The organism is Chitinophaga filiformis (genome assembly GCF_021646545.1).
GTDB classification, from domain to species: Bacteria; Bacteroidota; Bacteroidia; order Chitinophagales; family Chitinophagaceae; genus Chitinophaga; species Chitinophaga filiformis_A.
Map to the genome: position 1 here is coordinate 185,845 of NZ_JAKIRP010000002.1, position 15,934 is coordinate 201,778.

Consider the following 15,934-nt stretch of genomic DNA (forward strand, 5'->3'; position numbering starts at 1 on the left):
GCAGAATGCCTCTGCAACGCTTTTTCAAATAAAATATTTTGTTAATGTTGAAAAAACACTAATATTTACACCAAATTTCGTATCCGGGAAAGTTTGTCAGCACGAAATACCTGTTGTTTACTGTTGTAATTGATCGTTGTTAACTGACCTCTCACCGTCAAACCTATACCTATTATTATCGGCCCTATGGTAAAACCTTACCTGAGAAACTGCTGTTACCGTTTCATTAGCCTCCTGACGCTATTTATTATTAGTCAAACTGTTACCGTGCATGCGGAGGACAGCGATCATGTTAAGGCCCCTTTACCGGCCGCCACTGTCCTGGCCACCAGTATGATGGAAAGCCGCAGTTTTCCGGATATTGACAAGCAGCTGGTGGCGGAAGCCCTGATAGCACCCGAAACCGGTCTGTTTACCGATGCCGGCTTGCAGCGTATGTTTGATGTGGACAGCAATACCCACGCATTTCGTGACATCGCCAGGGCTGAATTTGAGAAAATAGAGAAGAGTAACCGTTATACATCCTCAATCTCGCCAGACGACTTAAATGAGCTGCCTATGGGGCTTTTTAAGACCGTTGGCAATACTACCGTGACCATCGCGGTCAGCAACGCTATTTTCCATCCTACCTATGCCGAGCTTACCGTATATGCCAAAGTGCAGATACCACAGGAGCCGCGTGAGATCTTTTTTGGTCTGAAAGGCCTTAAACTATCGTACAAAGGCGGCATATTAGGCGATGCCAAACTGGTATTGCTGGGTGATGTGCCTATACGCCTGGGTGGTGGCACCGCAGCCCTGGTACTGAAGGGTGGTATGGATATGCAGACTGGTCAGGGGCTCGACCTGACTTATGTAACCATAGATTGTAACGGCTTTAAGGAACTGGGGCTTAGCGCCGATCTGGCGTTCCCACGCAGCATGCTGGTACCCTTAAATTCGAACGGCGAACGGACTACAGACAGCTCGCAGGTAAAGGCATCATTCAATACCGTGGTGCGCGACTGGAACGACATACTCGTGAGTGTAGACCTGCCTGCATTTGAAATAACACCCCTCAAAGGCGTTGGGTTCCGTATAGGCAAAGCTGTATATGATGGCAGTGACCTGCGTAACTCGCCCGACGTTGTATATCCCGCAAATTATCAGCGCTACCTACCCGCAGATGATCCAAACTTATGGCGGGGAGTATATGTATCGAGCCTGGAAATAACCTTGCCGAAACAATTTGAACGGGCTAATCAGGCCGGCAAACGTGTTTCGTTTGGCGGCAAGAGCATGCTCATTGACAATAACGGTATCTCCGGCAACTTCTTTGGCAATAATATATTGAACGATGGCAGCGCTGCCGGCTGGCATTTTACCGTGGACCGTCTGGAGATAGACGTAGAGGCCAACCACCTTACGGGCGCAGCGTTTAATGGCATGTTGGGCCTGCCGATGGCTAAGGTGCCACTGGGTTATTCTGCCGTCATTACCGCAGATAATGAATATATCCTGAAACTGAACACCATTGATACACTGGACTTTAGTGTATGGCGTGCAAAAGCCCAGTTGAACCCAAACTCATGGGTACAATTAAAATTGTCTAAGGGACACTTTGAGCCGGAAGCGATGCTAAATGGTAGCCTGATCCTGTCCTCGTCCCTGAAGGCGGGCGATAACGGCAAGCCTGTCGCTAAATTTAAAGGCATTGTGTTCCAGAACCTGCACCTGCAGACGAAAGCCCCTTATCTCACTGCCGATTACTTTGGATATAAGGATGAGAATACCGTTTGCAATTTCCCGGTGGCCATTAAAGAAATCTCCCTGGAAACCAAGGACAGTACTACGGCCAATCTCAATATTGAGCTCCGCTTTAACCTGATGGAAGGGAAATTTGGCGGTGATACCCGGCTGGCCCTGGTAGGGAAATTTGATAACAATAAAGGGTTACAGACCTGGAAATTTGAGAAAGTAAAGCTGGACTCTATTTCGCTGCGTGCGGAGCTGAGCGAGGCAATGTCGATATCCGGCCTGCTGAAAATATATGACGATGACGCTGTGTATGGAGATGCGATCAGTGGAGAGGTGAATGCCAGTTTCATGAAGGGGAAAATAAAGGTAAGGACCCGCGCTATGTTTGGTGCTAAGACATTCCGCTATTGGTACGTAGATGGCAAAGCTGAATTTAAGCCGGGCATTGCAATAGCCCCGCCCATGAAAATCTCTGGCTTCGGCGGCGGCGCCTATTACCGGATGAAAAAAGAAGGCATAGATACCATTGCTTCTCCGACGGGCGTAAAATATCTGCCGGATTCCACCGCAGGACTGGGCCTCAAGGCCGCTGTCTTGTTCGATATGGTGGAAGACAAGGTAGTACACGGCGAAGTATCGTTTGAAGTAGCGTTTAACCGTAGCGGTGGTATCAACTTCATGGGCCTCTATGGTTATGCGAAAATACTGGCCACAGTGCCTTTGGGCAATATCTCAAAGAAAGTGACTGAACAATTTGCCAAATTCCAGGCACAGGAGCAGAAAGCCATTGCCAAACTGGGCTCCGCAGGGCAGAAACTGGAAGAATTGAAAGTCTCCGATCCCTCCAGCGCAGCCGCCCTTTTGTCGGGCGATGAAAATCTATCCGCTGAAGTGGGTGTCACTGCCTATGTGGGTATACAATATGATTTCACGACATCTACGCTGCACGGCAACTTCGATATGTATATGAACGTGGCAAACGGTATGATGACGGGCAACGCCAGTGGCAACCGCGCCGGCTGGGCCGTGATCCATATTTCGCCGAGCGAGTGGTACCTGCATATGGGTACGCCTACCAACCGGTTAGGTACCAAGTTGTCGATAGGTGGTCTCAATATTAAATCCGGCGCTTACCTGATGGTGGGCGATAAGATACCCGGTTCTCCGCCACCGCCGCAGGAGGTAGCAGATATCCTGGGCGTGGATATAGAGGAACTCGATTATATGCGCGATGCCAATGCACTGGGCGAAGGCCGCGGTTTTGCTTTTGGCGCCAGCCTTACCGTGGAAACGGGCGATATCACATTCCTGATACTGTACGCCAACTTTAAAGCCGGCCTGGGCTTCGATATCATGCTGAAAGATTATGGGGATGCGCATTGCGTGGGTAGTACTGAGAAGATCGGTATAGATGGTTGGTACGCCAATGGTCAGGCTTATGTGTACCTGCAGGGTGAATTAGGCGTGAAAGTAAACCTGAAATTCATCAAAGCCAGGGTACCGCTTATATCTGGCGCAGCAGCCATGCTGATGCAGGCTAAATTGCCTAATCCTACATGGGTGAGAGGATATATGGCTGTTAAATTCAGCGTGCTGGGTGGCCTGGTAAAAGGTAATATGCGTATGAAGGTGGTGATCGGTCAGGAGTGTGAGATCGTAATGAACGGTAACAGCCCCGTAGATGTGAAGATCATATCCGATGTAAAACCGTCTGCTAATGCCGATGCAGTAGATGTATTCACTGCGCCGCAAGCTGCCTTTAATATGCGTATGGGGCAGCAGTTTGATGTAGACGACGACAACGGAACAAAGACCTACCGCGCAAGACTGGCATCCTTTACGGTGATGGATAATGGTCAGCCGATAGCTGGTCGCCTGGAATGGAATGCCAACAATGATGGTGTTTCCTTCTATTCCAAAGAGGTACTGCCTTCTCAAAAACAGCTGACTGCTACGGTGAAGGTAACCTTTGAAGAGCGGGTGGGCGTAACCTGGCAAACGGCCTATGTGGATGGCAAACCGGGCGAAGAGATTGAAACGGTGACCTTCACGACCGGTACTGCACCGGACTATATCCCGATGCAGAATATCGCTTATTCGTACCCGGTGGTGAACCAGCAATACTACTATAAAGATGAATCTGATAAAGGTCTCATTAACCTGAGTATGGGACAGGCTTACCTGTTCGACGCTAAATGGCAGTATGCGATCAACTTCAAAGATGCCGCCGGTCAGACAACTAAATTGGATATGACCTATGACGCCCCTTCACAGACGATTCATTTTACTCCGACGGGGCTGAAGGCGAATACAGCTTACCAGTTTGACGTAATAGCCATTCCTCCGGGTGCACAAAGCACCGATGAAGTTGTCGCTTACCAGCAACAACAGGATGTGGGCGAAGACGGTAGCTATACTGTTGCCAACAACCAGGCACAGACAGTTTCCAGGGGCGATGTGGCGAAATCATTGCTGCATTATGGATTCCGTACCAGCAAATTCAACACGTTTGCAGAGAAGATGCAGTCGCTGCGTTTGAAAGACGGTATTGGCGAAACAGTATCGACAGATGTAGTACGCCTGCTGGCCGACGTAGGCGACTATGAAGGCTTTGAAGTAGTGGAAATGACAGGTAACAACTATACCGGTTACAAACCGATGGTGAATGTGGAAGCGGTGATGGATGATGCGTATTTTACAAGTGACATCAATCCGTTGTTGTATGCCAACTATCCTATCAATAACGAAATATTTATTAAGAAACGTAACACGGACGAATTCGGAGTAGCGCCAAGCAAGGCGTTTATATTGATGCCTACTTACCTGGCAGAAGCATCTACCGGCAAAGTGACCAGCTGGATAAAGACAAGGCTGCCGTATCTCTACAATCTTCCGGACGTATACAACCTGGACTTCGTCGAGCTACAAAACAAAGTAGTGAACAGGTTCATGGGCACAGAAGATGCACCGAAATATGCCTACCTGATAAACGGGCATTTCCCTTTCATACGGTACGGCGCTTACAAAGTAAAATACCAATACGTGCTGCCTGACGGGACTAAAACGAGCAGCGCTGTATTCAATTATCATAATCCATTTAAAACAACCGGCTTCTAATGTATACAATGCGCAGGCTATTTTCTATACTGCTTATATTTATATGCTTTACCGCTGTGCTGCCACTGCGCGCGCAGCATAAAGACAGCGCCAGGGTAGCGGTTACCGCCAGGGCCCGGCAGCACAGCATATTGTTGCGATGGGGCATGAGCACTTCCCGCGCCTGGAAGCTCGGTAATCAATATGGTTTTCAGCTTACCCGTTATACCGTTACCCGGGATGGGAAGCTATTGCCAACACCGGAGGTGAAAGTATTGAATACGCAACCGCTGCGGCCTAAACCATTAAACGAATGGGAGAAAATAGTGCAGCAGGACCAATATGCTGCCATCATTGCACAGGCATTGTATGGTAAGGACTTTGAAGTAAGTGGTGGCGGTGGCGGTGATAAGGGTATTGCAAGTATCATGGCACAATCGGCCGAGCAGGAACAGCGTTTCTCGCTCTCCCTGTACGCTGCCGACAATAGCTTTGAAGCGGCTGTAATGGCAGGCTGGGGCTGGGAAGACAAAGACGCGCGTCCCAACGAGAAATACCTGTACCGGGTGAAATCGCTGGCGCCACCCGATCGGGTGACTGTAGATTCAGGTAGCGTATTCATAGGTATACAGGACTATGCACCGCTGCCGGTACCCGGAGATGTAGGAGCTGTGTTTGGCGATAAACAGGTGGCACTTAGCTGGGATTACAGCATTTTAAAACACTACTATACTTCGTGGATCGTAGAACGCTCTAAAGATGGCGGTAAAACCTTTGAGCCGGCCCGTTCGCTGCCGGTGACCAACCTGAATGAAAAAGAGGGCAGACCTTCCACGCGCATGTATTTTATTGACTCGCTGGAGGATAACAATACGGTGTACCAGTTCAGAGTAAGAGGTATTTCCGCATTCGGCGAAAAGGGCCCGCCTTCTGCTGCAACTACCGGTAAAGGCAGGCACGTGTTGATATATGTACCTAACATTCGCAGTAACAAGATCTCTGCACAGGGTAAAATGACGCTTACCTGGGACTTTGAAGCAGCAGGCAATCCTTTCATCAAAGGTTTTGCCTTGAACCAGGCCGCAACTGAAAATGGGCCTTACAAAACAGTACTGGCTAATATCGCGCCGGATCAGCGTAGCCTGCAATACGAGCAGCTATTGCCTTCCAACTATTTCACCATTACAGCTGTTGCCAAAGAAGGTGAATCGACCACCTCGTTCCCTGTGCTGGTGCAGCCGGTGGATTCTATTCCGCCTGTGCCACCTGTAGGACTTGCAGGCACTGTTGACAGCAATGGTGTGGTAACGCTAACCTGGAAAGCAAATGCGGAAAAGGATATGCTGGGGTACAAAGTATTCCGTGCCGGCCGGCTGAATGAAGAATTGTCTCCACTAGTGGACTCTATCCATATGACGACTGTTTACAAAGACACTGTTCCCATAAAATTCCTTAACCGTAAAGTATACTATGCGGTAGCTGCATTGGATAAACGCTATAATCAATCCGATTATTCCGCTATCCTTGAGCTGAAGCGACCGGATGTGATACCGCCTACCTCCCCGGTGTTCACTGCGTATAAGGTAACCGATGGCCAGGTACAATTATCCTGGGTGAACAGTGGAGATGAGGATGTTGCTGCTCATCTGCTGTACCGGAAGGACCGCGCAGATACCAGTCATAAATGGTTATTACTGCAGACATTCCGTGATAAGACCCACTATTACGCAGATCAGCTGATTGAAGGTGGCCAAACCTATACCTATATCCTGATGGCGAAAGACAGCAGCGGGCTTGAATCGCCGCCTACCCAGCCTATTACCGTAACAGTACCTTCAGACCCGAACGCCATCAGCGTAAAAACAGTGAATGCGTATGTGAACCGGGAGCAGCGTTACATTGAACTATCCTGGAAAGATAGTAATGTGGGCGTAAACGAATATCAGTTATATAAAGGTGCAGGCGGCCAGCCGCTTAGCCTGTGGAAGGTAGTTCCGGCAAATGTAAAAATGGTCGTGGATGAATCGCTGAAGATCAATACGGCTTATGAGTATGGCGTACGCGCTGTAGACAAAAACGGTCAGAGCGGTCCGCTTAAAAAAGTTAAAACAAATTATTAACACCTACATACCTTTTATTTATGAGAACCATGACACAAAGAGCCTTATTGTTGTTATTCCTTCCGCTGTTGGCGTTTACCAGCAGACTGTCCGCGCAGAACGCAACGTACGAGCTGACCGTCGATTACACTATCATGGGCTTCGGCACCACAGCGAGCTGCGGCAGCGGCTATGAAATATATGCCATTATGCAGAACGGCAGTACAAACCTTATCACCTCCGGGTCACTGGATGGTCTGAACGATGGCGAGGTATGGCCTTTTCCCCCACAGACTATCACCTTTACTTCGGACAACCCGGTAACACGGATTGCCGTATGGAGCAAGCGGAAAAACAGCCGCTGCAATACCCTGGCTGCTGGCCAAAGAGATTACGTCCTTCCTGCGGGCAATATTAGCTGGTTTGATGTTAACGTTGGCGACTTGTTCACTGGCTATAACGTTCAGTCTAATATGCATATAACCATTAAGCCTGCGTCCATAACAACTGCGATTCCCTCCAACGGGGATGTCATCAACAGGACAAGCAGCACCCCGCATAATTCTTCCAAAACACTACGTTGAATTATGCCCGGAAAAATAATGATGCCGGAATAAACGAATGCAGTTATACTCAGCGGCTGGTGAACGGCCGCTGAGTTGCTGGAAAATACTTTCGGAAAACGTGAAAATGACTATAGACGAATTGCTGACGATCGATACTGTTTATGAGTATGGCGTACGCGCTGTAAACAAAAACAGTTTGAGCAGGCCCGCTCAAAAAAGTTAAAATAAGTTAAATCCCTGCATACTTTTTACCTATGCGACCAATGATAAAAAGAGCCCTATTCCTGTTATTTCTCCCCCTGTTGGTGTTTACCGGCAGGCTAGCCGCGCAAAACCCGACGGCGGTGTACGAGCTGACCATAAAATGCGACATCATGGGCTTCGGCACAGCAGCCTGCGGCAGTCTCTACGAAGTATATGCCCTTTTTGACCATGGCGACTCAAGGCTTATCTCATCCGGATCCCTGGACGGTATCGGAGATGGCCAGCCATGGTATTTTCCCGCCAAGACGATTACCTTTTCGTCGGACAATATGGTAAAAGGGATTGCAGTATATGGTAAGCGGAAAACCAGCTGCAGTAACACTGCAGAGTCAAAGGAACTAGATTACATGTTCCCTGCGGGCGATCGTACCTGTTTTAGTACCAGGGTTGGTGGTTTATTTGCTGGCTATCATTCTGAGTCTACTCTGTTTATAGACGTTAAACCTGTGTCCAATGTGTATGAATTACAGATCCAGACAACGGAAGTATATCCCAGCAGTCTGGCGCTAAACTATAACATGATTGCTCATTATACAGATGGCACACAGGACGAGATATTAGCATTTATATCGACTGCGCTTCCCTCCGCATGGGAGGTCATCAACAGGACAGGCAGCGCCATACACAGCACCGCAAAAAAAATAGCATCCATAGAAGTTAACAGTACATGGGATCGAAGCTTCCCTTTTAACGATGTAAAGCGGTCGGAGACTTTCAATGTCAGTCATACAGGGCAGGAATTTGACGGGAATATTGATAACCCTTTTGTCTCGGCGATGGACCCGAGCAGTAAAATCCATGTGACCTATAGAAGAGTCATGAATGACGTGGTATACAGCGGAACAGGCTCTAATATATTACCGACAGACACTGAGATCAGGCTCATTGGTACTCCAGGGATACCAAACCAGCAATACATCTGGCAATACTCGGCTGATAACGGCCCCTGGACGAAAGCTCCTGATAACAAGCAGGGATCGAATGTTCTTCAGGTCTCCGGCAAAAGCCTGTTGGGAAGTGACTGGGAAAAATACCTCACGAAAAATGTACGGGTTAGAATGGTACCGGCTTGTGCACAGGACCGCGAATCCAATACTTTTACGCTGGATTACCGGCTGGAAGCACCGCGCATTACGAACATCATTCCCAAAAAGATATCCTGTAACGGCGCCAGTGACGGTGGCTTCATAGTTACCTTTGACCGTCAGGCGTATACTGGTGAGACTATAAACGTAGAAGTCAAGGACTTGAAAAACGTTATTGGTGGCACCCTACCTAATCAGATCGGTGTAACAATGCAGCCAGATAGGACTTATACCTGGCCTTCAAATACACTTTTCGCCAGCACTTTCCAGGTAAAAGTAACCGGGAATATTAATGGCACCAACAGTTACAGCGACGGAAGTACGTTCGACTTCCAGCTGGACGAACCTACACCTGTCACCTTCTCTACGCCGGTTCCTATTGATGCAAAATGTTTTGGAGGCAGCGATGGTGGCGTTAACCTAAATATTAATGGAGGTGCAGGCGGCTATGTAGCCTCGTATAAAGGGGTGGCGGATAATGATTATCTCACGCAGCCGTTCACTCTGAACACCATAACCGGCCTCGCCAAAGGAGACTACCTGATAAAGGTAAAAGACCAGAACGGATGTACCGGCAAGACAGCTGCCGGAGACGAGGAGATAGGCTTCAGTGTTAAACAACCTGACGCGCCGCTTGCGGTGGATGCCTATTCCATCACCGATCCTAAAGCATTCGGATATTCGGATGGCAGCATTACCGTCCATCTGAAAGGTGGTACGCCAAAAGCAGACGGCTCTTATGATGTTGTGTGGAGAAAGGCAGATGGCACCTTGTTAACACCCGTAAATACTGTAGATGGCAATGGCATCTATACCACCACTATCAGCAACCAGCCAGATGGCGATTACACCCTGACAGTTGAAGATGGCAACTATAATGCGGCTGCTACAGACAGCAGGACAGGCTGTACGGTCATCAATACCTTTCCGCTAAGACAACCGCCACCATTAGTCGCCAATATACAGATTACCGACAGCGTTAGCTGTACCGGCAAGTTCGATGGTACGCTTACTGCAATTATAAATGGCGGTGTACCATATAAAACTCAGCCCCGTTATACCTACGAATGGTATCACATCGTGAACGGCATGGCTGTGTCTATCGGACAAACAGATAGCATCGCAGTTGACCTGCCTGCCGGTCAGTACCTGGTAGAAGCAAAAGACGCCAATGGCATCAGCATATTATCCGATACTACAGACCTGATAGATCCGGCTCCTTTACAGGTACAATTCAACACCACGCCAGCCACCTGTTACGATGGCAGCAATGGAGCGCTGGAAGCACTCGTAAGCGGTGGTACAACACCATACCAATACAACTGGAGCAACGGCAGTCAGCAGGCTTATAATACGGGTCTGCATGCCGGCGCGTATACAGTGAACATAACAGACTACCATGGATGTCCTCTATCAGGCGACTCCACAGTTGAACAACCTGCTGCCCCAATAGAGATAGCGCAGCAAGTATTGACCCAACCCCTTGCTTATGGCTACTCAGATGGTAGCATTAAAATACTGGTGCGGGGTGGTACTGCTAAAGCTGATGGTAGCTACAATGTTAGTTGGCAAAAGGCAGACGGTACACCGTTGGGCAATGGCGTCGGTCAGGTAGTGGCGGGTGGTTATGAAAGTGTGTTATCGGGTATACCTAAAGGCGATTACAAGGCTATTATCACAGACGCTCAATATACCGGTCCGTATCCCAATATGGAGGGTTGTACGTTGGTGGCAGAGTTCCCATTGAAAGAACCACCTCCGCTTGTAGTAACCGTTGCAGAGCAGCGTTACGTATCATGTAAAGGAGCCGCAGATGGCGTGCTGAAAGCTACTGCAGATGGTGGGGTACGCATCAATGGTCCGCTGCCATACCGCTTTGCATGGTATAAGAAGGGGAGTGGCGGTTATACTGCCATCGGTCAATCGACGCCATCAGCGAGCGGATTAACAACCGGTACATATAGAGTGATCATCACAGACGCGAATAATATTGATAAAATATCCGACACCTTCCGCCTCGTTGAGCCGAACCTGCTGGAAGTGCAGCTGACCACCAAACCGGTTACCTGCGCCAGCGGACAGGATGGTGCTGTAAATACCACCGTTACCGGCGGTACAGGCCCTTTCAGTTATGAATGGACGAATGGTGCAACCACCAGCGATATCAGCAACTTAATAGAGGGATCTTACCTCGTGTTTGTAACAGATTCCCGTGGTTGTGAAGCACAGAATAATGCAGATGTATTCATACCTAATGGCATCGTAGTGAATGCAGACATCATATCGCCGGTTTGTGCGGGCAATAGCGATGGCGCCATTAACACGCAGATCAGCGGCGGCATTAAACCTTACCGGTATGAATGGAGTAACGGAGCAACCACCAACAGTATAAGCCAGCTGCATGCAGGCAAATACACGCTTACTGTACAGGACGCGAATAATTGTAAACGTGTGCAGACTTTCAACCTGCCAGACCCGCCACCTTTGCAGGTGCTACTGGGAGGCGATATAACCCTTTGTAATGACCAGAGTTATACGGTAAATGCTGCTATAGCGGATCCTGCTGCTACTTATACATGGGGCGGTGAGCCAGCCTTCCAGGCCACTACACCGGCGGTGACGCTTAATCAGAGTGGCCAGTACTGGGTAAGTGTAATGGACGGTAAAGGTTGTATAGGTCGTGATACCATCGGCATACAACAACGGCAGGCAGATATCTCAGCAGAATTTGTGGTATCCACACAGGTATTCCGTAATGAGGAAGTATCGCTGATCAATATCAGCACGCCGATGCCGGAACGTACCGTATGGGAAATACCAGCCAGCAAGAACATTACTGTGTTGCAGAACACGCCGCTGCTGGCCAGTCTGCGCTTTGCAGATACAGGTGTGTATCGCATCACCCTGCACTCTTATATTGGCAATTGTGAAAAGGTATATACAAAAGATATTGCCGTATTGGAATCACAATCCATACCGGCTCCCGGAGGTGCACAGCAGCCGTTCATCACATCGTTTGAGGTGTCGCCTAATCCTAACAACGGGCAATTCACCGTACGTGTGACTTTAGACAAAGCAGCAGAGATACGCCTGCGCCTGTTCAACATCATCAGCAATCAGCTGGTGAATGATCGAAAAGAAAGCGCTGCCGAGCAATTTAACATAGGCTACCAGCTGAATATAACGGCAGGTACCTACGTGCTCCTGCTGGAAACGCCGTTGGGCAATCTGATAAGGAAGATCATCATCACACAATAATCACTAAAGAAGATACTGTTGGCAGCTGAAACGCGGTATACAGTATCTTCTTTACCGATTTTATAAAGAAGAAGGGCTGGTGCGAAGCTTTTAATAATATGAAGACGAAACTAATATCCTATACACTATTTATACTGCTGCTGGCTGCATGCTACAAAGAGGTAAACCGGCCACTTACGGTGGATTTTGCCTACGTGCTGGCAGACAGTTCGCATACCGTGCCAATATCTGTAAACATGGCCAACCGCAGCGCAGGCGCTACGGGGTTTAAGTGGACCTTTGAAGGCGGCGAACCTGCTACTTCTGATTATGAGAACCCGGGGGCCATCAGCTTCAAACAGGCCGGTCCGCATAAGATCACGCTGGAAGCGTGGAATGACGATACCCGGAGTAGCAAGACCATCATCCTGCAGCTGGACAGTGCCGTACAGGTGTCTTTCGATGCCGAGATACAGGTGAACGATTTTTCACCCGTGCAGGTAAAGCTCACTAACCGTACTGTAGGCGCCAGCAGTTATAACTGGACCTTCCAGGACGGCGAGCCGGCCAGTGCCAACACCGCCGTACCGCCGCTGGTAACCTTTACCACACCCGGGCCGCATGTTATAACTTTACAGGTGAGTAATGGCGGACAACAGTTCACCGCCAGCAAAACCATTACAGTAAAGTCACCCTTACATACCGATTTTACGGTAGCTCCGGGCCCATTCGACGACGACTACGAAGCACCCCTGACAGCGGTACTCGGTGGCAAAAGCGTGAGTTATCTTACGCAGCAGTGGCAGTCTACAGGTGGTGTGCTGGATAGCGATACGGCTTCCGCTAACACTATCTACTTTGCCAATCCGGGCACCTACACTATTACACTGACGAATACAAATGGGAAGGGATCTGAAACGGTAAATAAGACCATCACGGTAAAACCTAATTCGCATCTGCGCACTATCACGGATGTTAAACTGGGTATCAGCACCGCGCACGCAGATATTGGTTGTTTTTATTCTACCCGCCTGCGGAAAGTATATCGTAAAAACGATGACCTGACAAAAGTCGGGAAAGAGATTGACCTGGTATTCTTTGGGCTGGGTCGCACTTTTACCTATAACAAATTTGTATCGCCGGATTCTGCCGCCAGCTATACCTTCCCCGCCATACCCGGTGCTACGGTGACGCGGTTTATCAATAAACAGGAGCAATGCAATTGCGGCGTTTCATTCAGCGTAAGCGATTTTGACAACATGCAGACAGATGCGCCCCTGCAAGCCATCCAGGTGCCTGCCGGCGTTAGTGGCGGCCTGCAGTTTGACCAGACAGTATTACCCCGTATTATATTATTCCAGACGGCAGATGGCCGTAAAGGCGCCATTAAGATAAAAGACTATGTGCTGGAGGGCAGCACAGCCTATATCATGGCGGACATTAAAGTACAGAAATATGAATAGATCCCGTATCCTATACCTGTGTACTGTTGCCTTACTGCTGCCACTGCTATCATCTGCGCAGCAGGTAGACCTGGAACATATCCGGGATCTGTTTGGCAAGGGTAAGCCCCTTAAAGTGAACGGCGGAGTAAACGCCAGTACCGTATTCAACAGCGGCAGTGGTAGTGGCCGGCAGCCGTTTAACTGGTACCTGAACGGTAGCGTGAATATGAACATACTAGGGCGGATCAACCTGCCATTTTCGTTTAACCTGACTAACGCCGGTGCCGGTTACTCGTATCCTACCATGCCCAATCGCCTGAGCCTGCATCCGACTTATAAAGGAGTGACAGCTCATATAGGAGATGTAGCCATGTCGTTCTCTCCCTATACATTAAATGGGCACCAGTTCACCGGGGTCGGACTGGATATAGCACCGCAACAAACCTGGAGCATTAGTGTGATGTACGGACGGTTGTTGCGCGCAGTAGATTACGACAGTACAAACAGAAACATACTGCCTACGTACAAACGGATGGCTTATGGTGCTAAACTTGCCTTACAGCAGCAAAACTATTCGTTATCACTGAACTTCCTGCGGGCCCAGGATTTCAGGGATCCTATGCAATACATCCCGGATACCCTGCACATCTTCCCCAGAGCAAACCTTGCCGTGAGCCTTGCGGGTATGTTGCGCCCTGCAAAAGGATTGGAGCTGACCGTTGAATACGCCAACAGCGCGATGAAACTGGATAAGCGGGACTTTCATCCCTCCAGCTCAGATCGCGGCAATTTGCTGGAAAACGTATTTATGTATGATATCAAGAATACCCAATTCTTTAAGGCCATCAGAGCAGGTATGAACTACACATTCCATAAAAGCGTGATAGGCTTAGGCTACGAGCGTATAGACCCCGGCTACCAGACGCTGGGTACCTACTATATGAACAACGACATGGAGAACATCACCGTGAATCTGTCACAACCACTGCTGCATGATAAGGCTACTATATCCGGCAATGTGGGCTATCAGCGTGATGACCTGAACAATACCAAGGCTGGTGCTACGTTCCGTATGGTTAGCGCGATAAATGCCAGTTACATGCCGAATGAAAAGTGGAATGCGAACTTCACTTATTCCAATTTTCAGACGTTCACACACATAAAACCGCAGTTTGATTATATCAACCAGACGAATCCTTATGAGAATATGGATACGCTGAACTTCAAACAGATATCGCAGAGTGCCGGGCTAACGCTTACCTATATGATAAAAGCCAATAAGACCAAAAGCCACAATATCAACCTCAACCTGAATGTGCAGGACGCGGCAGATATTCAGAACGACGTGCTTTGGAAAGGCAACGGTTCGCGGTTCTATAACTCCAGTACTGCATATACCTTGTTGCTGATACCACGGCAGATGAGCATTACCGGCGCTTTTAACCTAAGTTATAATACTATTGGGAGAGATGAGTTCCTAACGTTGGGGCCTACCTTTGGCGTGAACACACGGTTGTTTGATAAGAAGGTAACCGCTGGCTTTAACAGCTCGTACAATAGCAGCACCAATAATGGACAGCAACAGGGACAGGTGTTGAATTTTCGCGCGAATGCGGCATACCTGTTCATGAAAAAACATAATCTGAATATGAATGCGGTGCATCAGACACGTTGGAGTACCAAGGGCACGGCGAGTAATGTAACGGCAACGGTGGGATATAGTTATAGTTTTTGAAGTAGCGGCTTTATTATCAACAGATACCTGCAGGCAAACATGAAGCCGTCCGCCCCACGCGGACGGCCTCCAGGTTTATACATAGTCTATATCCGGTCGTCATTCAGTAAAATACTACCCAGGCATATCATCGCCACATCTTCCACAAGTCCTGCAACAGGATCGGGTGTGCCGGTGATCTTTCCGAATTTCTTTCTGGCATAAAAGGTTATATAAGCGCCTGCACAGGCTGCAGCAGCACCGATCAAAGCACCCAACCACATACTTTTATGTTTTCTTCTGCTAACGATGGCCCCGGTAACAGCGCCTGAGATACTTCTGGTAATTAGTCCAACAGGCTCAATTCTGTCGCCTATGCCGGGAAGTTTGTCCACATAAGTTTCTCCGGCAGCCATCAGGGTTAGTACCTTGCTTTCAGGAAAGATCAGGGCGGGGGCTAACGTTGTACGTGAGCCGGCAATAGCGCTTACGCCGGCAATAACAGCGATATCCCTGGCCCTGTTATGATTTACAGGCTGCTTTAATATTCCTGTTGCGCTTCTGGTCTTTGGAATGCCTGTAGTGGTCGTTGTACCGTTTCTCATGCCATGAATTTTAAATGAAACATTTGTTCGAAGACATTCAGATTAATGTCATACCACTTTCGTACCAGCAACTATCCGCCGGAGTA

General features: G+C 48.7%; 7 protein-coding genes. 6 read left to right on the forward strand and 1 reads right to left on the reverse strand.

Annotated features, from left to right (window positions below; all coding sequences use genetic code 11):
- Positions 1-186: 186 nt before the first annotated feature.
- From L3C95_RS07155 to L3C95_RS07180, 6 genes are all read left to right on the forward strand, one after another.
- Positions 187-4,854, forward strand: a complete 4,668-nt coding sequence (locus L3C95_RS07155; RefSeq protein WP_236386164.1) for a hypothetical protein — start codon at positions 187-189, stop codon at positions 4,852-4,854.
- An 8-nt stretch (positions 4,855-4,862) separates the two neighbouring features.
- On the forward strand, positions 4,863-6,953 hold the full coding sequence (locus tag L3C95_RS07160; protein WP_236386166.1) for a fibronectin type III domain-containing protein: 2,091 nt from the start codon (positions 4,863-4,865) through the stop codon (positions 6,951-6,953).
- Between the two features lie 20 nt (positions 6,954-6,973).
- Positions 6,974-7,516, forward strand: a complete 543-nt coding sequence (locus L3C95_RS07165; RefSeq protein WP_236386169.1) for a hypothetical protein — start codon at positions 6,974-6,976, stop codon at positions 7,514-7,516.
- 245 nt (positions 7,517-7,761) lie between these two features.
- Positions 7,762-12,105: a hypothetical protein gene (locus L3C95_RS07170; protein ID WP_236386171.1), complete on the forward strand. Its 4,344-nt coding sequence runs from the start codon at positions 7,762-7,764 to the stop codon at positions 12,103-12,105.
- Between the two features lie 98 nt (positions 12,106-12,203).
- The gene (locus tag L3C95_RS07175; protein ID WP_236386173.1) at positions 12,204-13,547 is read left to right on the forward strand and encodes a PKD domain-containing protein; all 1,344 of its coding nucleotides are present in this window, start codon (positions 12,204-12,206) and stop codon (positions 13,545-13,547) included.
- Positions 13,540-15,264 carry a hypothetical protein gene (locus tag L3C95_RS07180; protein WP_236386175.1) on the forward strand — a complete coding sequence of 575 codons (1,725 nt, stop codon included), beginning with the start codon at positions 13,540-13,542 and terminating at the stop codon, positions 15,262-15,264. The genes L3C95_RS07175 and L3C95_RS07180 overlap by 8 nt, the downstream gene beginning before the upstream one ends.
- Positions 15,265-15,350: 86 nt before the next feature.
- Here the strand turns inward: L3C95_RS07180 and L3C95_RS07185 are convergent, their stop codons facing one another.
- A complete protein-coding gene (locus L3C95_RS07185; RefSeq protein WP_236386177.1) occupies positions 15,351-15,848 on the reverse strand; it encodes a hypothetical protein in 498 nt (165 codons plus the stop codon).
- Positions 15,849-15,934: the final 86 nt, after the last annotated feature.

What these genes read in the sequence shown, in the direction of transcription:
- L3C95_RS07170 (WP_236386171.1), top strand. Translation starts at nt 7,762, where the DNA reads ATGATAAAAAGAGCCCTATTCCTGTTATTTCTCCCCCTGTTGGTGTTT.
- L3C95_RS07175 (WP_236386173.1), top strand. Translation starts at nt 12,204, where the DNA reads ATGAAGACGAAACTAATATCCTATACACTATTTATACTGCTGCTGGCT.
- L3C95_RS07160 (WP_236386166.1), top strand. Translation starts at nt 4,863, where the DNA reads ATGCGCAGGCTATTTTCTATACTGCTTATATTTATATGCTTTACCGCT.
- L3C95_RS07180 (WP_236386175.1), top strand. Translation starts at nt 13,540, where the DNA reads ATGAATAGATCCCGTATCCTATACCTGTGTACTGTTGCCTTACTGCTG.
- L3C95_RS07155 (WP_236386164.1), top strand. Translation starts at nt 187, where the DNA reads ATGGTAAAACCTTACCTGAGAAACTGCTGTTACCGTTTCATTAGCCTC.
- L3C95_RS07185 (WP_236386177.1), bottom strand. Translation starts at nt 15,848, where the DNA reads ATGAGAAACGGTACAACGACCACTACAGGCATTCCAAAGACCAGAAGC.
- L3C95_RS07165 (WP_236386169.1), top strand. Translation starts at nt 6,974, where the DNA reads ATGAGAACCATGACACAAAGAGCCTTATTGTTGTTATTCCTTCCGCTG.